Below are 25,225 nucleotides of genomic sequence, written 5' to 3'. Positions count from 1 at the left end.
GAAGGGATATTATGATAAATATTATTTTAGTAAGTCATGGAAATTTTTGCGTGGGATTATTGGATAGTTTGAAGATGGTTGCTGGGGATGACTACGGGATTAAGGCTGTGCCCTTGATCCCTGGTGAATCACCAGAGGACTATCGGGAGAAGTTATCACAGACAATATTAAGTTTAGGCGATAAGCGAGACAGTGAAACAATTATTTTTGCGGATATTTTGGGAGGAACACCATTTCAAAGTGCGGCTTATCTTTCCAAAACATTTAATGTAGCCATAGTAACAGGAATGAATCTTCCTATGTTATTATCTATAGTACTGTCAGGCATAGAGGGCCAGACTTTAAAGGAATTAGTAGATAAGGCCACACATAATGATTCCATTGGAATAAAAACTACTCTATTTAATGGAAGGGAGAAGATAAATCGTGCAAAACTTAGTATTAACAAGAATAGATGATAGATTGATTCATGGCCAGGTAATGACAGCATGGATTAAAAATAGGAATGCTAGTCAGGTAGTGATTGTAGACGATGATACTGCAAATGATGAATACATGATCGAAGTATTAGAAATGGCAATTCCCGAAGAAATAGCTATAGGAATTTTTACAAGAGAGGAAGGCGTGCAGTTTTTTAGCCATGGCTTAGATGCTCCAACAATTCTTTTAGTAAAAGGCCCAGAAGTATTGAATTATTTGATTGATCATGGAGTTAAAATCGATGAGGTAGATGTTGGAGGAATGGGGACAAGAGAAAACAGAAGTGTTTTATATAAAAACATTTCTACCAGTGAAGAGGAAAATCAGGAATTTAACGATTTATTAAATAAAAACGTAAATGTTTTTATCCAGGTAATGCCACAAGATAAACCTGTAGGAATTGAAAAATATTTAAAATAGGGGAATTTATAAAATGAATAACGAGAGAATGGATGGAAAAGTAATTATTATCACTGGTGGCAGTAGTGGCATGGGAGCTGCTCTCGCAAAAGATTTTGCCAAGCGTGGGGCAAAGGTTGCTATATTTGATTTAGATAAATTAAAAGGAATGCATGTTATTCAAGAGATTGAAAATTTAAAAGGAAAAGCTTTATTTTTCGAAGTGGATGTAACGAACAAGCAAGAGATTGAGGCAAAAGTAGAAATAGTAGAAAAAGAATTAGGTCCCATAACCTCATGGATAAATTCGGCAGGTATTTCGAGAATGGTACCCTTTTTAAGCAGTAGTGAGGAACTTTGGGATTTAACAATGAATGTAAACTTAAAAGCTACATTTTTATGTTGTCAAGTGGCTATTAAAAAAATGCTCGAACATGGTAAAGGAGAAATTATAAATATGTCTTCTTTATCCGGGAAAAAGGCAAGTTCATGGCAAACCGTCTATTGTGCCAGTAAATTTGGTGTTCAAGGGCTGACACAGTCCATTGCTAAAGAGTTTGCAAGCGATAATATTAGAATAAATTCAATATGCCCCGGTATTGTCCAAACTGAGATGTGGGAAAAACTAAAATATGAATATGCTCAAAAAAGAAATATAAACCCCGAAGAGGTAATGCCTTATTTTGAGCAAAATATCCCTATGCACCGTTTGGTTGAAATGGAGGATGTAATCAACGCAGCGGTATTTCTTTTGACAGATAATTCAAGTTATCTTACTGGACAATCGATAAATCTTGCTGGCGGTGAATGGATGGATTAAGGAAGAAATAAGATAGTATTATTTAAATTGGTCAAGAATATTGAAGATATTATTTTGTACAAAAAGAGAGGAGATAGATGAAACAAACAATCCTATTAATAGCTGGATATCCCGGAACAGGTAAAACTTATTTAGCTAATTTGATTAGAAAAGAAATTCCAGAACTTCAAATACTTTCCCCTGATAAATTTAAGGAAAAGAACTGGGATTTGTATGGATTTAAGGATTTAGAAGAAAAGGAAAGATTGAACCAAAAAAGCTGGGATGAATATTTTACATCAATGGAAGAATGTTTTAAACAGAAAAATTCTATAATATCGGACTATCCTTTTAGCAATAAACAAAAAAAGATTATTGGTGCATTAGCTGATTTTTATGAATACCAAATAATTACAATCCGACTAACAGCAGATTTAGACGTGTTATTTTCTCGCCAAGGAAATAGAGATAGAGATGGAACAAGGAATTTAGGACATATTGTAAAGAGCTATCATAAAGAAGATAGGCAACAAAAGCATGCTAAAGCAGATAATTTATTAACTTATGATGAATTCATTCATCGCTGTACGACTCGTGGTTATAATGATTTTCATTTGGGCAAACTTTATGAAATAGATGTTTCAGATTTCGCAAAAGTAGACTATATAGAAATTATTAATTCTATAAGAAAACAGATGGAAAAGTGATTTAAATGATTACGCAAGAAATAAATAGAGGCGACTATCAAAGATATCACTTGGTGGTCTAAGGAAAATAATTAATTAGAAAGGCATGAAAAGACGGACTACTAATAAAAGGTAGCTAAAGATTAGAAGCCCAATAACTATATGGAAAAGCAAAGCAAGTTAAGTTATCATTGATATAACCTAACTTGCTTTGTGACTTTAAATGGATTTATAAATGTAAAATAATTTCTGACATATAGAAATAGCTAATCAGAAATGTGGAAGATTATAAAAAATCAAGAGGTTTATATAAAGGATTTTCGTTCTATTCTTATAGCATAAAAATAAAGATATTATAAGTTAAGTTTATAATTATAAATAAGCCAAAAATTTCTTTTCAATAATATTAATAATAATTTTTTTCTAGTAGTAATTATTCATTTATAGATATCAATACTGGAAAAGGGTTTTGTAGCAAACTTTAATATACTATTGATATGAAATTCGCGATATATATATCAATTATGTACAGAATACAAGCTAATTTTAATAGAGCATATTTACAATTTGACTTATAAGTTATTGCCTAGAATAAAATTAATATAGAGGATAAAAATTAGAAAAATGGAGGTGATATTTATGCAGATAAAAGTGCATGCTCTACAGTTTTGTAACTATGAAAGATTGGAAAATGATTTATGTATGGAGTTACAAGAAGATGTAACATTAGAGGATGCCTATTTTATTTCAATGACTAGATGTTTAAATTACCTATTCTCATATCCTTAGGTTTAATTACTCTTACTGGTAGCATAGTTTGCTACTGGACAACAATTCTTTTACTGTATATGAACAGGTGTATCTTGCTTCTTAGACTTATAGCATTAATATGATTACGGTAAGAAAACTGGATTTAAAAAATATTGATATACGGGAAAATTTATTTATTAAGATCAAGAGGAATTAAATGGTCACTTTTTGAATTTAATTGAATAGGATAGCTTAATTGTTTATCTTATCATTTATTAGCCTTTCAAAGAACTAAGTATTATCAAACAATCAAATGATTTAAAATCTTAAAGTCTATCACTCTTTTTCAAGAGTATTTATAAAGGAGAGAGGAGAATGACTAGAAAAGAAAAAATATACAATGAATTAAAACGACTCTGTTCAAAAATTTCTTTAAAGGATTTTAAAAATGAGATTCCAGGATTTGATGCTACTGAAGTGGGGGAGAGAATTAATATTGATAGAAGTAATAGTAGTAAAGAGCTAAATCAATTAGTAAATGAAAAAAGAGCAATTAAGATTTTGGGTAGACCCGTATTGTTTTTTGATAGTTATAAATTAGAAGAAATACTAGGGATTAAATTAAAAGATGATCAATTTCATGTAGATTCTTTAGAAGATATTATTAGCATAAACGATAAAAATGCCAAAGAGAAATTACCAAAGTATAATATTTTTAATAGATTTATTGGATCAGGAGGGAGTTTGGAGGTTGCGATAAAACAGGCTAAGGCAGCTATCCTTTATCCGCCTAGAGGGTTACATACTTTATTAGTAGGTCCAACAGGAGTAGGGAAGACCACCTTCGCTGAAATGATGTATAACTATGCTGTAGAAACAGGTCAAATAGATAGGAATGCTAAGCTTACTATTTTTAATTGCTCTGAATATGCAGAAAATCCTCAGTTAATTTTATCTCAACTTTTTGGACATGTTAAAGGTGCATTTACTGGTGCAGATAATGAGAAAGAAGGACTTATTGAAAGAACAAATGGCGGTATTTTATTATTAGATGAAATTCATAGGCTTGCCCCAGAGGGTCAGGAGATGTTGTTTTTGCTTATGGACAAAAATATCTATAGAAGACTCGGAGAAACTGAGACGACAAGACATGCAAATATACTTCTTATTGGTGCGACCACAGAAGATGTAAACTCTACATTACTTAAAACTTTCCTTAGACGAATCCCAATGATTATAAGACTCCCTTCCTTATCTGAAAGGGCATTAATAGAAAGATATCAATTAATTAAGCAGTTTTTTAAAGATCAATCAAAAAGTATACAAGCTCCCATTATGGTATATAAGGATGTTATAAAGGCACTACTTCTATACAATTGCCAAGGAAATATTGGTCAGTTAAAAGGAGATATTCAATTAGTCTGTGCCAGGGGATTTTTAGATTATAAAACATATGGGAAAAGAAATGTGGAAATAGATACTACATTATTACCTGATTATCTTTATAATGGATTATTAAATCAGGAGAAGAGAAACGAAATTATTGACCTATTATATCCTGAAAATAGTGAGTATTATGAGTTTAAACCAAAAGGTAATGAGGAATTCAATTTTACTGATGAATATGATATATCTGAAGGTTTGTATAAAGAAATATGCAGTAAATATTATTATTATTCTGAAAAGGGCTATTCCCACAAAAGAATAAATGAGAAAATTAATGGACATATAGAAAGATATGTAAAAAAACTACAAAAAAAATTTAATGTGGGCAAGGAAATTCCTGAAAATCAAGAATTATTTAAAATTGTCAGTCCAAGGGTTTATAATGCGGTTGAAACAGCAATAACAGTTGCAGAGGGGAAGTTGAAGAAAAAGTTTAGTAAGAAGGTAAGAGTTGCTTTAGCTATGCATGTAAGTGCATTAATGGAGAGAATCGCAGAAAATAAGATTATAGTTAATAGTGAAATAAATAAAATAGCATTGAATAATCCCAATGAGTTTAATGTTGCAAGAATTGTTAAAAATATACTTGAAGATGAACTTGATATAAGTATACCTAAGGAAGAAATTGGATTCATAGCAATGCTTTTATACGCAGTGGATGAGGAAAATATACGGGAAAATAAAAAAATAGGAGTCGTGGTATTGGCCCACGGCAAGCATACAGCTTCTAGTATAGCGGATGTAGTCAATAGCCTGCTAGATACAGATCATTGCAAGGCAATAGATATGCCACTGGATGAAAGGGTAGAAACTATATTAGATAGGACCACTGAATTGGTAAAACAAGTTAACCAGGGGAAGGGAGTATTGCTTTTAGTGGATATGGGTTCTCTAATTGCCTTTGCAGAGATTATAACCAAGAAGACAAACATAAATGTTCGTTCTGTAGAAATGGTATCTACACCAATTGCGATTGAAGTAGTTAGAAAATGTTTGCTTCCTGAAGCAAGCTTAGAACAGCTTGTAAAAGATATTCAAAGAATAACTCCTCATATAGGAAGGTTAGTTACAAAAAACGTAAAGATGAAAGCATCTATAAGCCAATCACGGATCATTATTACTACATGTATAACCGGTAAAGGTACGGCTATTAAGCTAGCTAAGCTGTTGAAAAGTTCTATTCCTATTCTTGATGAATACAATATTATTCTCAAACCAATGAGTATGAATGAAGCAACCATACATAATCTTAATGATATTGAAAATATCCTAGTAGTTGTCGGTAGCACTAATCCTAACCTTACCAATATACCTTATATACCCATTGACGAAGTAATCGTTGGGGATGGTCTAAGAAAGATTAGTTTAATGATACAAGGAGAAGAAAAAAATAAAAATATGTATGATTTAAATGAACCTAATTTTGTTGTTAAGATGTTAAATGAGACATTGATCTTTCTAAATCCAATTAAGGTTTATAATGTAGTTAATCATTCATTTGAAATAATAACTAAATCTATAGCAATAACGGACTATAGATCCACAAAACTTAGTTTTGTAATTCACACCTGCAGTATGATTGAAAGGCTAATTATAAATGAGCGATTGACCTATAATAATATCGAGGACACGATTAGAAATAATCCTGTTTTATATAATGCAATAAAAAGTTCAATAGGGGAAGTTGAACAAACATTTAATATAGAAATTCCAGACACAGAAATTGGATATATCATTGATTTATTTAACACACAATAACTCGCTTATACATCTCTTTATAAAAAGGGATGTATTTTTTTATAGAAACCTATATATGATGGAGTTTAAGATTTAATACACAATTTGGCATGAATTTTGCTTAATTAATAGACAAGAAAAGGCAAACGTTTACACCTACACCAGTTAATCTAGATTAGATACCAATAAGTAGGAGCTAGGAAAATTCATACTATATTTATACTAAATTTTCCAGGCGTACGAATAGTCAAAAAATATATTAAATCTGAAAGGAGGTGATGAAAATGAGTTGGGAAAGCAATATACCATGGATCTTCATACTCACCCATGGAAAAGCCGGAGAAGAATTAAAAAACAGTGCTGAAATGATTTTAGGACCACTGGAAAAGGTTTTTGTATATTCTCTTTTGCCAGGAATGTCCCCTGAAAATTACATATCTAAAGTGAAAGAATCATTAAATGGTTCTCCAGATGGTTCAATAATTATGACAGATTTATTTGGTGGTACGCCTTCAAATATTGCTGCAATGTTGTCAAAAGACTATAACATTTCTGCGGTAGCAGGATTAAATATGGCTATGTTAATAGGGGCAGATGAATTGAGAAAAGAATTAAGGGGTGAGGAGTTAGCGGAAGCTATTATTTCAATTTCTAAGCAAGCATGTAGAAATATAGTAAAGGTATTAAATTAGAATGAAATAAAAAGGGGAGTGATTATATGGCTTCTATTAATTTGATTAGGGTAGATTTTCGTCTTATACATGGTCAGGTAATAACAAAATGGAGTAAAAGGGTAAACGCTAATAGAATGGTAATTATTGATGATAAACTGGCCAATGATCCATTTATGAAGGATATTTATGCTATGGCAGCACCGACAGGAATTTCGGTAGAAGCATATACATTGCAAGATGCTGTGAATATGTGGAAGGAAAATGAGTTTGGAAATGGAAGGCTTCTAGTCTTATTTAAAAGCGTTACTTCAGCCTATGAGGCCTTGAAGCAAGGATTACCAATTCAGGAGTTACAAATAGGAGGATTGGGAGGTGGTCCAGGGAGAATAAATGTGTTCTCAGCAATTTCGCTTGACGCAGAAGATGTAAGGCAGTTGAGAGAAATGGAAAAAATGGGGACAGAAGTTGTATTACACATTGTACCAGAGGAACCTAGAGTTCCACTAGAAAAAGCAATTAAAAAATTTAATTTTTAAAGGGGTGAATAGTAAATGGTATTAGCAATTTTTACAGGCATATGGTATTGGCTAACCAGAATGAATATTGGCTATACATTTGGGTATGTATTCGCGCAACCTGTGGTTATGGCATTGCCAATAGGGCTTATTATGGGGGATGTACCACAGGCAATGATGGTTGGTGCCGCAGTAGAACTTGTATATTTAGGTATGATATCTCCGGGTGCGAATATGCCAGCTGATGAAGCTTTGGCAGGATTAATAGCCATCCCTATTGCATTACAAACAAATATGACGCCTGAAATGGCGGTAGTATTAGCTGTACCCTTTGGAGTACTTGGGGTATTTCTAGACCAGGTTAGAAGAACAATTCATGCTTCTTTAAATCATATGGCAGATAAATATGCTTTAACCTGTAATACAAAGGGAATATGGATGGCTGCAACGGTATGGCCCTTAGTGATAGGATTCATTTTACGATTTCCTCCAGTATTTTTAGCCAATTTATATGGGGCTGAAGCAGTACAAGGCTTTATGGATATTATTCCTGAATGGATACTTCATGGACTCAGTGTTGCTGGTGGAGTACTTCCCGCTTTAGGATTTGCAATAACCATATTTATTATCGGTAAGAAAACTCTCATTCCATTTTTTATCCTCGGCTTTTTCCTAGTACAATATCTAGAAATCAATATTATGGCTGCTGCTATATTTGGGACTTGTATAGCTTTACTAACAGTATTAATGAGACAAGAAAAAGGAGGGGAGAAAGCATAATGAGCGATATCTATCAAGAATCTGTTAAAAGTGATATTAAACTCACGAAAAAAGATGTAAACAAATCCTTTTTCTTATGGTGGTGGATTTGTGAGATATCTAACTCCTTTGAACGACTGCAAACATTAGCATTTTGTGCATGTATCTCTCCCATCCTTAAAAAACTCTATCCTGATGAGAAAGATCTAAGTGAAGCTCTAATGAGACATTTGAACTTTTTTAATAGTCAAGGGATATGGGGTGGATTAGTACATGGAATTACAATTGCAATGGAAGAACAGAAGGCTAGAGGGGAAGATGTACCAGAAGAAGCCATTACTGGTATTAAAACAGGGTTAATGGGGCCCTTCGCTGGCATAGGAGATACTGTTGATTGGGGCACATGGAAACCAATATGTTTCGCTTTAGGGGTAACCTTTGCTTCAAACGGAAGTGCAATAGGAGCAATCTTACCATTCTTATTTACAATAATTACTTTAATAGAGGGCTACTATATTTGGAATTTAGGCTATTCATTAGGGCAAGATTCGATCAAAACGGTTTTAAAAGGTGGATGGGTTCAAGAGTTAATAACTGGGGCCAGTATATTAGGACTGTTCATGATGGGAGCATTGTCAGCTAATTTTGTCAAATTAACTACACCATTAACCATTAAGATGGCAAATGCTGAGCCATTAGCAATACAAAATATATTTGATCAAATTGCCCCTGGGATTCTTCCCCTTGCTATTACATTCATTATCTATTGGTATCTAAAGAATAAAGGGCAGAACTACACGAAGATTCTTTTAACAATAATCATAGCCTCATTATTAGGAGCATTGATAGGGATATTCTAAATATAAATTTAATAAGTATCTAGGAAAATAAAATTAAATATAGGATTGAGTAGTTATCTCTGAATAATTACTCAATCATCCATGCTTTTAACCAAATCAAGAGGTAACACCCAAAATTTAACGAGGAGGGTTTAATATATGTTGGTCACAATGAAGAGCATTTTAGACAAAGCCAAAAAAGAAGGATATGGAGTAGCAGCACCAAATGTCTTTAATATGGAATCAGTTAGGGCAGCATTTGAAGCAGCTAATGAACTAAAGGCCCCAGTTATTATTGACGTCGGATATGGTGTTGGAGTTGAAGAGATGAGCAATCTTACTTATTACTACTCTAAAAAATATCCAGAGGTAGTTGCTGCTTTAAATCTTGATCATGGTCAAACCTTTGAAGAAGCAGTGGCTTCAATTAGAGCAGGATTTACATCTGTTATGGCTGATCGCTCTACTTTACCCTACGAAGAAAATGTGGCACAAGTAAAGGAAATTGTTAAAATGGCCCATGCAGTAGGTGTTTCTGTTGAAGCCGAGCTAGGACACGTAGGTCAGGGCTATGAGTATGAAAAAACTCGCAATTCGGGTTTGACTAAGCCAGATGAAGCTGTAAATTTCATTAAGGACACAGATATTGACTGTTTAGCGGTAGCGGTGGGAACATCCCATGGTGTTTATACTGGCACCCCATACCTCGATTTTAATTTATTAGATGAGTTGAGTAAGAGAATTAGTATACCCCTTGTATTACATGGAGGCTCTGGTACAGGAGATGAACAATTAGAAAAAGCAGTTAAAAAAGGTATTCAGAAAATTAATTTATTTACAGATCTAAGTATGGCTGGCTTAGAGACATTAGAAGAGTACTTAGATAATAAGGAACAACACAATTTACCTGAGGCATTTATGGCGGGAGCTGAAGGGTATAAACAAAAATTAATACATTATATGCGTTTGTTTGGTTCGAATGGTAGAGCGTAAATTATACGAATTGATTAGGGGGAATAAACATGACAAAAACAATGAAATTTGGAGTTCTCACGAAAGCCCATAGAGCTGAAATTCATGAACGTCCTATTCCAGAATTAGGAAAATACGATATTTTAGTTAAACAAGAAACTTGCAATATATGTACTACAGATTATGGGCAGTGGTTGGGATTGAGAGAACATCAGGGATACCCCATGGCAGGAGGTCATGAGGGAGCAGGTATTATAGTAGCTAAAGGGAGTAAGGTAGATAAAAAACTTCAGGTAGGAGACCGAATAGCAGTAACTTATCAGTATTGTGGTGAATGTGAGGCATGTAAAACTGGACTGACTTCAGATTGTGTAAATCATAAACGTGGCAGATCAGAAGACGGATATCTAGGAGAATTTGGATTTGCCGATTATAATGTCAGGGATTCTAGGTTTGTTATAAAAATGAATAAAGATTTACCTCCTGCTGAAGCAGGTTTTTTGGAGCCACTTGCTACAGTCGTTAATGGCATAATGAGGCTAAGACTACAACCCAAAGAAACTGTAGTTATAATAGGAGCTGGAACTATGGGGTTGGTTAACGCTCAGGCAGCTAAAGGATATGGAGCAAGGGTAATTATTACTGAACTAATGGAGAAAAAAATTAAGACTGCAGAAGCTATGGGATTTGAAGTTGTAGATGTCAGCAAGAACGATCCCATTGAAATGGTCAAGGCAATGACAGAAGGGAAGGGAGCAGACGCCGTAATTCTTGCAGTTGGAGCTACTAAAGCTAACCAACAGGCAATAGAAATGGTGAAACAACTTAGGGGCCGTGTTTTGTTATTTGCTGCAGGATATCCTGCTCCAGAAATAAATGTAGATTCAAATGTTATACATTATAGAAAATTAGAGTTAATAGGAACATTTGGCGCTGATAAGGCTGATTTTATAGAGTCAGCTAGATTGTTAAATGAAGGCATTGTAGATGTAGCTCCTTTGATAGAAACCAGTTTCCCACTATCAGAGTTACAAAAGGCATATGAAGCGGCAAGTACCCCTGGAAATTATCGCGTATGTGTAGAGTTATCATGAACGTGAATAATTTATAGACCCCATTTAACCATGCTATGTACTTCGTCACTATTGTATTTTTATTAATATTACATTTCACTTAGGGGTGAAGTCTAAACAATAGAAAAGGGTTCAACTTTGTTAGAATAAAGCCACAACTACAAAGGAGAACCCTTAATGTTCAATCAAGGGGAAAGGTGTGAATTCACTTACTGGAAGTACTAAAAAACTGATGATTATTCTTCTGTTGTTCCAGAAATACCCTAGGATACATTTTTAGAATCAATGGCAGAAACTAGATTTCTAAAGGGAAATTCCCTATTCTAAGGGCTACCACAACTTAATTTTCAATAAAGGATTACCTATGTTGATTCGTTTTTATTTATAATAGTTAGATTTTTTAAGTAAGATTACGAAGAGAAAGAAAAATATTATTAATGAGTCTCCTCAGTTAAATGCAGCTGGATTCAATTGGAAATGTGGATGAGGGAGATGAAGTTATGAATTTAGGAATTATAAAATCATATTTAATCAGATATATAAAATTATTTATGGGAATTTTTATAATTAGCGTTGGAGTTGTGATGACAATATATGCTAATTTAGGTACAGGGCCTTTGGACGTATTTCATATTGGACTCTCTCAAATTACGGCCCTTAGTATTGGTCAATCAGTACAAGTAACGGGTGTGGTCATAATAGGAATTGGATTAATATTAAAAATAATTCCTGGTATTGGAACAATAATTAATATGTATTTTGTAGGATTTTTTATAGATTTAGTTATTCATACAAATCTTTTCTTTACTCCTATGACGTTTTTAGGAAAATTTATACTTTTGATAGTAGGATTAACAGTCATTAGTCAGGGAGCTTATTTATATTTAAGTAGCTGCCTTGGAGCAGGGCCCATTGATGGACTATTGATAGGAATGATTAGAAAGTTAGACAAATCAGTATCTGTGATTAAAACTACTATAGAATTGATTATTGCAATTATAGGTTTTCTTTTAGGGGGCCCTTTGGGAATAGGCACCCTTATTAGTGCTTTTGGCTTTGGGTCTCTTCTACAAATTACCTTTAATATTTGGAAGTTTGATATTAAGAATACTAGACAAGAAACTCTACAGGATATTATTAGGAGAGAGCATGGGGGAAAAAGTGAGAAAATTCGTAATCGTGATACTTAGGCCAAGAATTCTATCAAAGAAACTATTATTGTAATGATGAATAAAAAATCCTTGAGCAAAAGGGGAGTGATTAAAGATGGAAAAGGTAGTACATTTTGGCCCAGGAAATATTGGAAGAGGATTTTTTGGTCAATTATACTATGAATCAAAATTAGAAACAGTTTACGTGGGAGTTACTAAGGAGAAAATCCAACTTTTAAATAAATATAGGCAATATCCATTGGTAGTAATGGATGCAGATCATGTAAAAGAAGCAAAGGAAATGATTATCAAAAATGTAAGAGCCATTAATATATCTGATTTACAAAAGGTAGAAGAAGAGATTTCTAATGCTTATTTAATCTCCACATCAGTAGGTGCAAAAAATCTTATTCATATAGTGAAGCCAATAGTCAAAGGATTAAAAAGAAGATGGGAGAACAAAGAATATTCTAAAATAAATATATTGCTAGGAGAAAATATGGTTGATACAGATATTTATTTTAAGGAGTTATTGGTAAAGGAACTTCAGGATGACCACCTGATCAATATGTTAAATGAATATGTAGGCATAGTTGATACCTCTGTTGAAAGATTAGTTCCCAATATGACGAAGGAAATGAAACAAGGAAATCCATTAAAAATTTATGCAGGATCGAGCTATGATTTTCCTGTTAACAAATATGCCTTTAAAGGAGAAATACCTCGGATTAAAAATATGATCTTATTAGATTCGTTTCAGTATTATAAAACACGAAAAATCTTTGTCTATAATTCGCTTCATGCAGTAGTGGCGTATTTGGGTTTTGTAAAAGGATACCAGCATATATCCGAGGCAATAAATGACCATCATATTCGATATATAGTTTACTGTTCAGCATTAGAATCGGGAAAAGCATTAGCAAAAGAATTTAATGTCTCCTTTACCGAAACTTTAGATAAAATTAATAGTATGATAGAAAGATTAAGAGACCCTGATTTAGATGATACCATTATTAGAGTTGGTAGGGATCCATTGCGAAAACTATCTGATAACGATAGAATTATAGGAGGAGCAAAGTTGGCGCTTAAACATAGAATTCTCCCATTAAATTTATGTCTAGCAGCAGCCGCAGCTTTACACTTTAGAGTGCCAACGGATAATCTATCTAATGTTATGCAAGATATGATTGATATTGGTGGGCCAGAAGAAGTCTTGGAAAAGATATGCAAATTACAATCAGATAGTATTTTATGGGGGTTAATATTAGGCTATTATGAGATTATATCCAAAGGTTATAAAATATTTTGATTATCAAAAGAAGGGAAGGGATAAAAATGAGCAATGTATATTTTATCAAAAACTCAGGATCAGATTATGGTGAATTGGGAAAAGATGCTTTAAAATTGTTGAAGAAAATCGTAATAGAAACGGAGTATAATTTCGAAAAGCGAGTTCCCATCAAAGTCCATTTTGGAGAGAAAGGCAATAAAACTTTTATGCCTGCCACCTCTTATGATGCTATTATAGATTATCTCAAAGAAAAGGGAGTATCTCCATCCTATATTGAGACCAATGTATTATATAGAGGATCTAGAACCACCAAAGATATCCATATTGAAACAGCGAAAAACCATGGCTTTATCCAGATCCCCATTATCATAGCCGATGGAGATACAGGAACTGAATATAATGAAATAGAAATTAATAAGGACTACATAGACAAGTGTAAAATCGGCAAGGCCTATGGAGATTATAATCAATTTATTGTCATGAGCCATTTTAAAGGTCATGTAGAGGCAGGCTTTGGAGGCGCTCTAAAACAACTTGCTATGGGTTTTGCTGCCCGGGGAGGTAAATTGGATCAGCATTCAGGAATATCCCCTAATGTAATAGCTGAGAAATGTATCACCTGCGGTATCTGTGAAACCAAATGTGATTTTGATGCCATCCATACCGAGGATATCGCCATAATCAATGATGAAAAATGTGTAGGCTGTGCAGGATGTATTGCTGTTTGTCCCCAAGGAGCAATTCAAACAGCAGGGGGAGGAGACCATTTTCTAGAAAAATTGGCGGAGTATGCCTATGGAGCAGCCAAGGATAAGGATATTATTTATATCGCTTTTATTCATAACATTACCGAAGCCTGTGACTGTGCGGGCCAGGCCATGGAACTTATTGCTGATAATATCGGAGTTTTAGCAGGAAAGGATCCTGTAGCCCTGGATACAGCTTGTTTAGATTTACTACAGAAAAATAGCGGGGAAAAGCTTTTTGAAAAGGGAAGAGTTACTCTAGAGCATGCAGAAAAAATAGGATTAGGAACAATGAAATATCACCTTATTGAGATGAACACCCGAAAAATATAAACGTTGTAAAATCATTTGGTAATAGATGAAAAAAACATGAAAGAGCATGATGACCACACATTATGTAAAAGTCAATTAACAAGCCAATAATAGCTCAAGATAAGATATGAATACAAAATTGAAGATAGCGTAGCATTTTTATAAACATAAGCAATTTTAGTTCATTAATGAATTTTGTGCTTGAAAATCCTTCTATAAATTATAGAGGCTTTCAAGGATTTAATTTAATAATAAAGGGAGGTAGATGAACTATGCAAAATTTTACTTTTCAAAGTCCTACAAAATTTATTTTTGGGAAGGAAACTGAGTTAAAAGTAGGAAAAGAAGTAAAGCATCATGGGAAAAAGATTTTACTTCACTATGGTGGAGGAAGTATTAAAAAAAGTGGACTATATGATAGAGTAGTCAAAGCACTAAAGGATGAGAACATTGATTTCGTGGAATTATCTGGTGTACAACCTAATCCTAGGCTTAGCTTAGTTAAAGAGGGAATAGAACTTTGTCGTAGAGAAAAGGTTGACTTTATTCTAGCTGTAGGGGGAGGAAGTGTTATTGATTCTGCCAAAGCTATTGCAGTAGGTGTACACTATGATGGAGATGTTTGGGATTTTTTTGAAGGAAAAAGTAAAATAGGCACAATTATCCCTATAGGTGTAGTTTTAACATTGCCTGCTACAGGCAGTGAAGCCAGTAGTGGAACGGTCATTACCAATGAGGAGGGATGGTACAAAAAAAGCTGCGGACATAATTTAATGAGGCCAAGATTTGCCATTATGAATCCAGAACTTACCTATAGTCTACCTCCATATCAAACTGCATCGGGAGTGGCGGATATTATGGCCCACGTTATGGAGAGATATTTTACTAATGAAAAAAATGTAGATTTTACGGATCGTCTCTGTGAGGCTACTTTGAAATCTATGATTAAAAATCTTCCTATAGCACTAAAAAATCCACGAGATTATGCTGCTCGAGCAGAAATTATGTGGGCAGGTACCATCGCTCATAATGGATTGTTGGGAACAGGTAGGGAAGAAGATTGGGCTTCCCACAATATTGAACATGAATTAAGTGGGATCTATGATGTAACTCATGGAGCAGGCTTGGCTGTTATTTTCCCGGCCTGGATAAAGTATGTTTATAAAAATAACATGAGTATATTTGCACAATTTGCATCAAGGGTATGGGAGGTAGAGCCTGACTTTGATCATTTAGAGGTAACCATAGAAACTGCTATAGAAAAAATGAAGGATTTCTTTAGGGCAGCAGGTTTACCAGTTACTTTAGAGGAATTAAACATTCCTGATGACCGATTAGAGGAAATGGCAGAAAAATGTACAGAAAATGGTCCTGTAGGTAGTTTAGTTAAACTCTATAAAGAGGATGTATTGAATATTTATCATTTGGCAAAGAAATAAATTAATCTGTTGTACCAGTTAAATGTGAAAGAAAAGCCCAGTCACCTGTTTCAGTAAAGCAAGCTTGGTGAAATCTGTAGTAAGCATACAAACTTTAAGCCTAGGATAGGGCAATTTGGAATGAAACTAGTAAAACACGCATTTGTCTTATCCTAGGATTAAAACTCTCTATCTGTCTTCGATCGGATTTTAGATCATCGACTAGACTCTTAATATTTTTTATACTTTAGAGATTTGACATGAATCTTAAAATTCGTAATTATTTTTCATGCCATAGCTCTGTGGTTTGCTTTTTAATAGTTTTATAGATGTAGAATACTTCCCGCCACTGTAAAATAAGTAATCAGCACCAATGCATCTAAAATTGTCGTAATCAAAGGACTGGCCATAACCGCTGGGTCCATTTTTAGGGCCTTTGCTCCAATGGGCAGTGTACTTCCTATGACTTTGGCAAGTATGACCGTAATGATTAGAGTAAGGCTTACGGTAAGGGATATATTGAAGGGATACTTTTCAATATAATAAATCCGTAAGAAGTTCAAAAGGGCCAAGGTAGATCCTACTATAAGACTTACCCTTATTTCCTTCCAAACCACCTTGAAAATATCAGAGGGAGTAATTTCCCCTAGGGCCATCCCCCTTACAACTAAAGTAGAGGATTGAGATCCAGCGTTTCCCCCGGTACCCATGAGCATGGGTACAAACACCATGAGGGCCACGATTTGCTGTAATAAGGCTTCATAGCCATCCATAATGGCCCCCGTAAAGGTAGCAGAGATCATCAATATCAACAGCCAAGGGATTCTTTTTCTGGCAAGGGAGAGAATGCTAGAGTCTAAATATTCTTCCTCAGTAGGCTGTAGAGCTGCCATTTTATGAAAGTCTTCGGTATTTTCTTCTTCAATAACATCCACAATATCATCTACGGTAATAATGCCCACTAACCTATTTTCAGAATCCACTACTGGCAGGGCAAGAAAATCATATTTTTTAAAAATCTCAGCTACTTCCTCCTGGTCTTCCTTTGTGTGGATAGAAATAAATTCTGTTTCCATCAATTCACTAATCTTTTCATCTTCATCAGCTACTAAAATATCCCGTAGGGAAATAACTCCTTCTAATTTTCTAAATTTATCAATAACATAGCAAGTATAAATAGTTTCTTTGTCATAACCGGTCTCTCGAATATGTTTGATGGCAGTAGCTACTGTCATTTGTTTTTTTAAATCTACAAACTCAATAGTCATAAGACTACCAGCGGAAAACTCAGGGTAATTAAGAAATTGATTAATTAATCTACGTTCTTGCTCATGGGTGTTCTGTAAGATTTTTTTCACCAAATTTGCTGGCAATTCCTCCAAAAATGCAATTTTATCATCAAAGTATAAATCATCAACAATTTCTCTTAATTCATCGATCTTAATAAGCTCTGAAAATCTAGTTTGATAATAAACATCCATAAAAGAAAATACCTCAGTGGCCAAATCCTTTGGTAGCAATCTAAATACAAGCAAACTATTTTTATCAGATAATTCCTTCATGTATTCAGCGATATCTGCTGGTTGTTGTTCTATAAGGTATTTCTGTAAACTTTTAAAGTTTTTATTTTCTATTCTGTCCAAGATTTCTTTCAAGGAAATTCCTCCTTTATTCAATTTTTGAGGCTTCCCCTTTTATCATTAGCACCCGTAGGTGAAAGTATGAATGAGAAACCTCGTATTTCCTTATCACATACATAAGATGATAGGGTCCATCATCCATAACAGTCACCTCCAGAATAAGTATGAAATAATTCATCTTGTCGGTTGTACCAGTTAAATCCCCAGGTGAAGAGTTTGTAACCCTTACAGGTAGCGTCAAAAACTTGCTTGGCTCAAACACTCATACAAAGCAAGCTCTTAATTTAACGAGTACAACAGATTGATCTTATATTATTATATGATTAATTATTTTATGAGGCAATACCAATTATTCTACCTATATACCCATAATATTTTAATTTATAAAGTAAAACAAAAAAACTACTGGACAAGTTCCTTGACTAAGCATATGATTTTAGGGTAGCATATTACACAGAATAAATCCTAAAAATGAAAGGACGGGAATTAATGAAAATCATTGGGATTGCCGGGGGAACAGGCTCGGGAAAAACCACTTTAGCCTATCAGATTTTTAACATGTTGCCAGAAAATAGTGGCACCATGATATTTTTAGATAATTATTATCGAGATCAAAGCCATATCCCTTTTGAAACAAGAGAAAAGGCCAATTACGATCATCCAGATGCCATTGAAAGTGCATTATTATTTGAACATTTAAAGGCTTTGAAAAATGGACAAACTATACAGGAGCCTGTCTATGATTTTAAACTCCATACCCGTAGTCAAGAGACTATTGAGGTAAAACCTGCCTCTATTATTATAGTAGAGGGAATTTTTACCTTATATTATAAGGAAATTTTGGATATCCTAGATTTAAAGCTTTTTGTAGATACTGAAAGTGATATTCGTTTTTCAAGAAGACTAATGCGAGATATAGAAGAAAGAGGACGCTCTATAGATTCTGTAATGGATCAATACTTTTCTACGGTAAAACCCATGCATGATTCCTATGTGGAACCGACGAAAAAAGTGGCAGATATTATTATTCCCGAGGGAGGACATAATATGAAAGCATTGGAGGTATTAAATTCTTATATTACTGGCATAGTAGAAAAAGATCTTCACAATGAATTGACAAAATCTAAAATTACTATATAATAGTTTACAAATATAGACAGTTAAAGGTAATGAGGAAGAGGAGTAGAAAAAGTACTTTCCAAGAGAAGGAAATTCATAGGCTGAGAAATTTCCTGAAACAGGCTTTTTTGAAGGTAGCTTCTAAACTGTGATACTGAAAGGACATCGTCTGAAGTAGGTTGATCCGGAGAAATCCGTTATATGATGATAAAGTGCTCATATTGAGAACTAAGGTGGTACCGCGAAGATAACCCTTCGTCCTTTATTGGACGAGGGGTTTTTTACTTTTATGGTCCTTCTACTTATTATCATTTATTATTTAGCGAGGAGGAAATGATCACTTTTATTTAGTCCTTAAACTTCTTAATTTATACTAATATTTTGACCTTGGGGTGAAAGATATGGAATTAGGTGTAGGCTTATTAATTTTTGGTGCTGTATTGGTATATGGCGCAAAGATGATTACAAAGATTTTTCAATGGATTTCATTTTTAGCTCTAAAGCTTATTGGCTTTATTATAGCAGTAGTTGGCATTTTATATATATTTAACATTATTTAAGAATCAAGGAGGTTTTGTCATGGAAGATAGAACAAATATTGCAAAAATCTATCATCCTGCCGAAGTAGAAAACAAATTATACAGTAGGTGGGAAGAAAAGGGATATTTTAAACCTGAAATTAATGAAAAAGGTGAGGGATATACCATAGTTATGCCTCCACCAAATATTACAGGGCAGCTACACATCGGTCATGCCTTTGATGGTACCTTGCAAGATATTCTCATTAGATGGAAGAGAATGCAGGGTTATGCAGCCCTATGGTTACCAGGAACAGACCATGCTAGCATAGCTACCGAGGTAAAGGTAGTCGAAGCCATGGCTAAGGATGGCTTAACGAAAAATGATTTAGGGAGAGATGGATTTTTAGAAAGAGCATGGGATTGGGCAAAAGTATATCGTAATCGTATCAGTGCTCAATTTAGAAAACTAGGAAGCTCCTGCGACTGGTCAAGGGAACGCTTTACTATGGATGAAGGGTGTAGTGAGGCGGTAAAGGAAGTATTTGTAAGACTATACGAAAAAGGCCTTATTTATAGGGGCAATCGCATTATCAACTGGTGTCCCGACTGTAAAACAGCTCTCTCGGATGCAGAGGTTGAATATGAGGAAAAAGAAGGAAATTTATGGCATGTAGCCTATCCTGTCATAGATAGTGAGGAAAGCATTGTCATTGCGACTACAAGACCCGAGACCATTTTGGGAGATACTGCTGTTGCTGTCAATCCCGATGATGAAAGATATCAACATCTCATAGGCAAAAAAATCATGCTCCCTCTAATGAATAGAGAAATTCCTATTATTGCAGACAGTTATGTAGATATGGAATTTGGTACAGGAGCTGTAAAGATTACTCCAGCCCATGACCCCAATGATTTTGAAGTAGGATTACGCCATAAATTACCTAAAATTAAGGTGATGCATGATGATGCTACCATGAATGAATTGGCAGGGAAATATGAGGGAATGGATCGCTATGAGGCAAGAAAAGCTATAGTAGAAGATTTAAAAGGAATGGGGCTCTTAGTGAATATAGAAGCTCATCCTCATAATGTTGGTGGCTGTTATAGATGTTCTACTACAGTTGAGCCTATTATTTCACAACAATGGTTTGTCAAAATGGAACCTTTAGCTCAGCCAGCATTACAAGTAGTAAGAGAAGGAGAAACTAAATTTATCCCAGAACGGTTTGAAAAAATCTATTACAATTGGATGGAAAATATCAGAGATTGGTGTATATCTAGACAATTATGGTGGGGTCATCGTATTCCAGCCTATTATTGCCAAGACTGTGGGGAGACTATAGTGGCCAAGGAGGCTCCAGAGAAATGCTCTTGTGGTTCTAGCCATATTGTGCAAGATGAAGATGTGTTGGATACCTGGTTTAGTTCTGCCCTTTGGCCTTTCTCTACTTTAGGATGGCCAGATAAAACAGAGGATGTAGAGAAGTTCTACCCCAATAATGTTTTAGTCACAGGCTATGATATTATCTTCTTCTGGGTAGCTAGAATGATTTTCTCAGGAATAGAACAAATGGGAGAAACCCCCTTTGAAGATGTATATATCCATGGGATTGTACGAGATGCCCAGGGAAGAAAAATGAGTAAATCCTTGGGAAATGGAGTAGATCCCCTAGAAATTATTGAAGAATTTGGAGCAGATGCTTTAAGATTTACCTTAGTTACGGGAAATTCCCCGGGAAATGATACTCGATGGCATATGGAAAAAGTGGAAGCCAATAGAAACTTTGCCAATAAGATATGGAATGCCTCTAGATTTGTTTTGATGAACCTACAGGAGGACATTTTAGACAAAGAAGATATTGCCAATGAAAATTTCACTAGTGCAGATAAATGGATCATTAGTAGATGCAATACCCTAATAAAAGAGATTACGGAAAACCTAGATAAATATGAACTAGGCATTGCGACAGCAAAGCTTTATGATTTTATTTGGAGTGAATACTGTGATTGGTATATTGAGTTGGTCAAACCAAGATTATATGGAGAAGATCAAAATAGCAAAATTGCAGCTCAGTATACCTTGGTAAAGGTATTAAAGAATACACTAAAATTGCTACACCCCTTTATGCCCTTCATCACGGAAGAGATTTTCACCCACCTTCCAGGACAGGAAGAAAGTATTATGATCTCTCAATGGCCAGAATACAAAGAAGAAAATAACTATGAAAAAGAAGAGCAAGAAATGAAAACTATCATGGCGGTTATTCGAAGTATTCGAAATGCTAGAGCAGAGATGAATGTGGTTCCTTCTAGAAAAGCAAAAGTAATATTAATTGCTGATAATGAAAATATTGCTGGATTATTGAAAAATTCCGCTGCATATTTCAAAAGTCTTGCCAGTGCATCAGAAATAGTGGTTAATACGATAAAAGAAAATATACCAGAGAATGCAGTGACTACCGTGGTAGATAAAGTAGAAATTTTTATCCCCCTAGAAGATCTTGTGGATAAAGAAAAGGAAATAGAGCGGCTACAAAAAGAAAAATCCCATTTAGAATCTGAATTAAAACGCGTTAATGGGAAACTATCTAACCAAGGTTTTATAGCCAAAGCACCTGACCAAGTAGTGGAACAAGAAAAAGAAAAGCAGAAAAAATATCAGGAAATGATGGAAAAGGTGTTAGAAAGATTAGCTTCTTATGAGAAGTAGATACTAGGTAGATGTTCTTCTACCGAAGATTATAGATGAAATAAAAAATAAGGAAGTATCATAAATAAAATACTAATTGCAAGTAAGGAAAATATATATGGTATTTATGATACTTTATAATCAAACAGAGGGTAGAAAAATAATATTTTTCTACCCTCTGTTTGATTATATTAGATTATATTTTTTCTGCAATTCTTTAACCATATGAATGTACTTTTCTCTTCTCTCTTGATGTTCATCTAAGGATTCATATTCATTAAATTCCCTATCTAATTTCTCCTTAGTTTCATCTTTTAATTGACGTAGGGCAAATTGATAAAGTACATTATTTTCCTTATCAATATGATCATTTAATAAATGGGCATAGCCAATGGCGTTGGCAATAATATCTACTTTAGCACCTTTATCCCCTGCTTGGTATCTTTTAATTGCTTCCTCTAGAAGTTTTACGAACCTTCTGCCCATATCATGTTCTATAAGCATTCCTTGAACAGGCCCAACTTTTATGGCTTCGCCTAATTCATTAGACATATCTGCAAACAGCATATCCTCTTCTTTTCCATGATGATGCTTATCTGCATAATTTTTAATAAAATCAACTATAGCCAAGAAATCCTCAGTATCTACGTCGCCGCCTTCTACAATATCCATACACGCCTTTCTTACAACGGCCAACACTCTTTGTATGTTGTTATGCTCTTGGACTAATATATCTATACTTTTCAAAAGAAACCCTCCCTAGTAAATTATTGCTATGAAATCTCCTATTATTTTTAACCATTTTATAATAAAATAAACAAATAAAAAATTTGCTTGAATAGAAATAAAAAAGGGAATAAACTAAAAGATCTAATAGGATAATACCTATTGAATATAAAAGTTTTAAAGGAGATGATAGTGTCGATGTTTCAATGGTTCTACGAAATAGATCATGTTACTCAGGCCTTAATTGCTACTCTTTTTACATGGTTTGTCACTGCCCTGGGGGCAGGATTGGTATTTATATTTAAAACCATTAATAGAAAAGTATTAGATGGTATGTTAGGTTTTGCCGCAGGGGTTATGATAGCAGCAAGCTTTTGGTCCTTACTTGCTCCAGCTATTGATATGGCGGAAAAAACTAGCAAGTATCCCGTTTTACCAGCAGTGATAGGATTTCTAGGAGGAGGAGCTTTTTTATGGCTAGTAGATAATATTATTCCTCATTTGCATATGGGATACCCCACAAGTGAAGCTGAAGGAATAGAAACCAATTGGCATAGAAGTGTTTTATTGGTATTGGCTATTACCCTTCATAATATTCCAGAGGGGTTGGCCGTAGGAGTGGCCTTTGGAGCATTGGCCACAGGATCCAGTCCCGCTACCATTGGGGGAGCCATTGCCTTGGCCTTGGGAATAGGCATACAAAACTTTCCTGAGGGAGCAGCAGTGTCTATTCCCCTCAGAAGGGAAGGGCTTTCCAGGTGGAAAAGTTTTCTTTACGGTCAGGCTTCAGGGATTGTAGAGCCTATAGCAGGAGTTATAGGGGCTATAGCAGTTGTAGCCATGGAACCCATATTGCCCTATGCTTTATCTTTTGCCGCAGGTGCGATGATATACGTAGTGGTAGAGGAACTTATTCCAGAATCCCAATTGAACAAAAATACCCATGTTGCTACCATTGGAGCTATGTTAGGTTTTGCTGTTATGATGGTATTAGATGTGGCTTTAGGATAAAAATGAATAAATGACATTTTTTTAAACTTCTCCCCATAAATTTATAATATGAAAAGGGGAGCAGAAAAAATGATTATTATAAAAGTATTTTCTTGGAAAAAAATGAAATCTATAGTCCTATCATTTCTCGTATTGATTATTTTATTGATGAGTATTTTTATTTATCAATGGTGTAATATGGAAGAGAAAGCTGTTTTTAACATGCTAAAAGAAGAAGTCACTTTAATTATTACCCCAGGCGATCCTTCTAATTTATATATCAACGATGAAAAATTAGGAGAACAAAAGGTAAATGCAAAAATCCCCTACATCATAAATGTGAAAGCCAATGACACTATTCATATTAAAATGGATCCTTTACACGCTAAGGATAATCAGACTTCTACGGAAAAGATATTGAGTTTTAAAGAAGGAAAATTATTGATTTCTGAAGAACAAGACTTTTGGGATAATATCAGCATAAATCAATGGCCAAATCAGGTATACCAATTATCCATTCATTTGACCACCAGGGCAAAAATTGAACTTTCAGGACAGGAAGTTTTGCTCGAAGAACAAGTGGCGGATTTAAATAATGATAATAATTTAGAAAAAGTTCAACTGATAAAACAAGGAAAATACTACTTTCTGAAGTTAAATGAAGGAAATAAAATAATTCTTAAGGATTATGAAGAAGAACAATCCCAATGGTTTATTAAGGATATCAATGGAGATGGAAAAGAAGAAATTATTATAAAGGGAGAGTTTGGGAACTCCCACCAGTATATAGAAATATTTCAATATCAAGATCAACAACTTAATAGGATTTTTTGGGCTTACGGAGATGATATTGCTTTATTTTCTAATGGCCAAATATTGGTAGGAAAAAGATTATTTGATACAGTAGATCACTATGGCAAAACCATCTATCAATGGGTAGAGAACAAATACAAGGAAGTGGAAAAGGTCACAAGCTGGTGGAAGGGAAGGCCCCAATGGCCTATGGAACCCCAAATGACAGTAAAAGCTTTTTTTCAGGCCTATGAATTGGGTTTAATCAAAGAAGCTCAGGGATATTTGCTGGAGGAAGATCAGAATCCTGAAGGTGTAGAAAGCATGATCCAAGAGGTAGAAGAAGGGTGGAATCAAATATCTTTACCTTCTTATTACTTCTTTGAAAGAAAAGATGTAGAAAATATAGTCTATTTATCTTTTTATTATCCTACAGAGATTCATCCAAGATATAATAAGGTAAAAGTATATGAATTTGAATTAGAAAAACAGGAAAATGAACAAGGACCTTGGAAGATAAGAAAAGTAGAAGAAATCAGAAATTATTCTGTAGAATAAAAGGCATCTTACTTAATGTACCGACCCCCAAAAGTTAGACCAAAAATCTAACGATTGGAGGTCGGTATTTTTATGGCTGTATACAGTTATGAGTTTAAAAAGAAAGTTGTAGATGCATATTTACGTGGCGAAGGAGGTTATAC

Annotated in this window: 23 protein-coding genes and 1 other annotated feature; of the genes, 21 read left to right on the top strand and 2 right to left on the bottom strand. The window is 34.3% G+C overall.

Features of this window, described 5'->3' with window-relative positions; translation table 11 throughout:
• The first annotated feature begins 11 nt into the window (after positions 1-11).
• The 16 genes from NSA47_RS13680 (at position 12) to NSA47_RS13605 (ending at position 16,068) form a co-directional block, all read left to right on the top strand.
• Positions 12-458 (top strand): PTS sugar transporter subunit IIA, encoded by a 447-nt coding sequence (locus NSA47_RS13680; RefSeq protein ID WP_257532911.1) that lies wholly within the window; start codon positions 12-14, stop codon positions 456-458.
• Positions 427-900 (top strand): PTS sugar transporter subunit IIB, encoded by a 474-nt coding sequence (locus NSA47_RS13675; protein WP_257532909.1) that lies wholly within the window; start codon positions 427-429, stop codon positions 898-900. The genes NSA47_RS13680 and NSA47_RS13675 overlap by 32 nt, the downstream gene beginning before the upstream one ends.
• A gap of 28 nt (positions 901-928) precedes the next feature.
• On the top strand, positions 929-1,699 hold the full coding sequence (locus NSA47_RS13670) for an SDR family NAD(P)-dependent oxidoreductase (protein ID WP_257532906.1): 771 nt from the start codon (positions 929-931) through the stop codon (positions 1,697-1,699).
• A 77-nt stretch (positions 1,700-1,776) separates the two neighbouring features.
• Positions 1,777-2,385 carry an AAA family ATPase gene (locus NSA47_RS13665; protein WP_257532904.1) on the top strand — a complete coding sequence of 203 codons (609 nt, stop codon included), beginning with the start codon at positions 1,777-1,779 and terminating at the stop codon, positions 2,383-2,385.
• Positions 2,386-3,003: 618 nt separating this feature from the next.
• Positions 3,004-3,153 carry a hypothetical protein gene (locus NSA47_RS13660; RefSeq protein ID WP_257532902.1) on the top strand — a complete coding sequence of 50 codons (150 nt, stop codon included), beginning with the start codon at positions 3,004-3,006 and terminating at the stop codon, positions 3,151-3,153.
• A gap of 336 nt (positions 3,154-3,489) precedes the next feature.
• Positions 3,490-6,318: a sigma-54-dependent transcriptional regulator gene (locus tag NSA47_RS13655; protein WP_257532900.1), complete on the top strand. Its 2,829-nt coding sequence runs from the start codon at positions 3,490-3,492 to the stop codon at positions 6,316-6,318.
• Positions 6,319-6,581: 263 nt separating this feature from the next.
• The gene (locus NSA47_RS13650) at positions 6,582-6,989 is read left to right on the top strand and encodes a PTS sugar transporter subunit IIA (protein ID WP_257532897.1); all 408 of its coding nucleotides are present in this window, start codon (positions 6,582-6,584) and stop codon (positions 6,987-6,989) included.
• Between the two features lie 26 nt (positions 6,990-7,015).
• The gene (locus NSA47_RS13645; protein WP_257532895.1) at positions 7,016-7,507 is read left to right on the top strand and encodes a PTS sugar transporter subunit IIB; all 492 of its coding nucleotides are present in this window, start codon (positions 7,016-7,018) and stop codon (positions 7,505-7,507) included.
• Between the two features lie 15 nt (positions 7,508-7,522).
• Positions 7,523-8,266, top strand: a complete 744-nt coding sequence (locus tag NSA47_RS13640) for a PTS mannose/fructose/sorbose/N-acetylgalactosamine transporter subunit IIC (RefSeq protein ID WP_257532894.1) — start codon at positions 7,523-7,525, stop codon at positions 8,264-8,266.
• Complete coding sequence (locus tag NSA47_RS13635; RefSeq protein ID WP_257532891.1) at positions 8,266-9,105, top strand: PTS system mannose/fructose/sorbose family transporter subunit IID; 840 nt, start codon at positions 8,266-8,268, stop codon at positions 9,103-9,105. Before NSA47_RS13640 ends, NSA47_RS13635 begins: the two co-directional genes overlap by 1 nt.
• Before the next feature lie 138 nt (positions 9,106-9,243).
• The gene (locus NSA47_RS13630; RefSeq protein ID WP_257532889.1) at positions 9,244-10,077 is read left to right on the top strand and encodes a class II fructose-bisphosphate aldolase; all 834 of its coding nucleotides are present in this window, start codon (positions 9,244-9,246) and stop codon (positions 10,075-10,077) included.
• Positions 10,078-10,106: 29 nt separating this feature from the next.
• Entirely contained in the window at positions 10,107-11,150 is a 1,044-nt protein-coding gene (locus NSA47_RS13625) for a zinc-dependent alcohol dehydrogenase (protein WP_257532888.1), read from the top strand.
• A 434-nt stretch (positions 11,151-11,584) separates the two neighbouring features.
• Positions 11,585-12,319, top strand: coding sequence for a YczE/YyaS/YitT family protein (locus tag NSA47_RS13620; RefSeq protein ID WP_257532886.1), 735 nt, complete (start codon positions 11,585-11,587; stop codon positions 12,317-12,319).
• A gap of 76 nt (positions 12,320-12,395) precedes the next feature.
• Positions 12,396-13,589, top strand: coding sequence for a mannitol dehydrogenase family protein (locus tag NSA47_RS13615; protein ID WP_257532884.1), 1,194 nt, complete (start codon positions 12,396-12,398; stop codon positions 13,587-13,589).
• A gap of 26 nt (positions 13,590-13,615) precedes the next feature.
• Positions 13,616-14,650, top strand: coding sequence for a DUF362 domain-containing protein (locus NSA47_RS13610; protein ID WP_257532882.1), 1,035 nt, complete (start codon positions 13,616-13,618; stop codon positions 14,648-14,650).
• Between the two features lie 251 nt (positions 14,651-14,901).
• Positions 14,902-16,068, top strand: coding sequence for an iron-containing alcohol dehydrogenase (locus tag NSA47_RS13605; RefSeq protein WP_257532880.1), 1,167 nt, complete (start codon positions 14,902-14,904; stop codon positions 16,066-16,068).
• Positions 16,069-16,370: 302 nt separating this feature from the next.
• Here NSA47_RS13605 and mgtE read toward each other — a convergent pair whose 3' ends face one another.
• The gene (mgtE, locus tag NSA47_RS13600) at positions 16,371-17,702 is read right to left on the bottom strand and encodes a magnesium transporter (RefSeq protein WP_257532878.1); all 1,332 of its coding nucleotides are present in this window, start codon (positions 17,700-17,702) and stop codon (positions 16,371-16,373) included.
• A gap of 474 nt (positions 17,703-18,176) precedes the next feature.
• Here mgtE and udk point away from each other — a divergent pair, with 474 nt between their 5' ends.
• The 3 genes from udk (at position 18,177) to NSA47_RS13585 (ending at position 22,037) form a co-directional block, all read left to right on the top strand.
• Entirely contained in the window at positions 18,177-18,827 is a 651-nt protein-coding gene (gene udk / locus NSA47_RS13595; RefSeq protein WP_257532876.1) for a uridine kinase, read from the top strand.
• Positions 18,828-18,847: 20 nt separating this feature from the next.
• Positions 18,848-19,072 (top strand) — a binding site (T-box leader).
• 135 nt (positions 19,073-19,207) lie between these two features.
• On the top strand, positions 19,208-19,366 hold the full coding sequence (locus NSA47_RS13590; protein WP_257532874.1) for a hypothetical protein: 159 nt from the start codon (positions 19,208-19,210) through the stop codon (positions 19,364-19,366).
• Positions 19,367-19,385: 19 nt separating this feature from the next.
• Positions 19,386-22,037 carry a valine--tRNA ligase gene (locus NSA47_RS13585; RefSeq protein WP_257532872.1) on the top strand — a complete coding sequence of 884 codons (2,652 nt, stop codon included), beginning with the start codon at positions 19,386-19,388 and terminating at the stop codon, positions 22,035-22,037.
• 165 nt (positions 22,038-22,202) lie between these two features.
• Here the strand turns inward: NSA47_RS13585 and NSA47_RS13580 are convergent, their stop codons facing one another.
• On the bottom strand, positions 22,203-22,763 hold the full coding sequence (locus NSA47_RS13580) for a hemerythrin domain-containing protein (RefSeq protein ID WP_257532870.1): 561 nt from the start codon (positions 22,761-22,763) through the stop codon (positions 22,203-22,205).
• 177 nt (positions 22,764-22,940) lie between these two features.
• Between NSA47_RS13580 and NSA47_RS13575 the strand changes: the two genes are divergently transcribed.
• Both NSA47_RS13575 and NSA47_RS13570 read left to right on the top strand, forming a co-directional pair.
• Entirely contained in the window at positions 22,941-23,753 is an 813-nt protein-coding gene (locus NSA47_RS13575) for a ZIP family metal transporter (RefSeq protein ID WP_257532976.1), read from the top strand.
• Positions 23,754-23,822: 69 nt separating this feature from the next.
• Positions 23,823-25,082, top strand: a complete 1,260-nt coding sequence (locus NSA47_RS13570; protein WP_257532868.1) for a hypothetical protein — start codon at positions 23,823-23,825, stop codon at positions 25,080-25,082.
• Positions 25,083-25,225 lie beyond the last annotated feature (143 nt).

Source organism: Irregularibacter muris (genome assembly GCF_024622505.1).
Lineage (GTDB): Bacteria > Bacillota > Clostridia > Eubacteriales > Garciellaceae > Irregularibacter > Irregularibacter muris.
The sequence above is the reverse complement of the archived record's forward strand: the minus strand, read 5'-3'. Positions and strand labels throughout refer to the sequence as shown.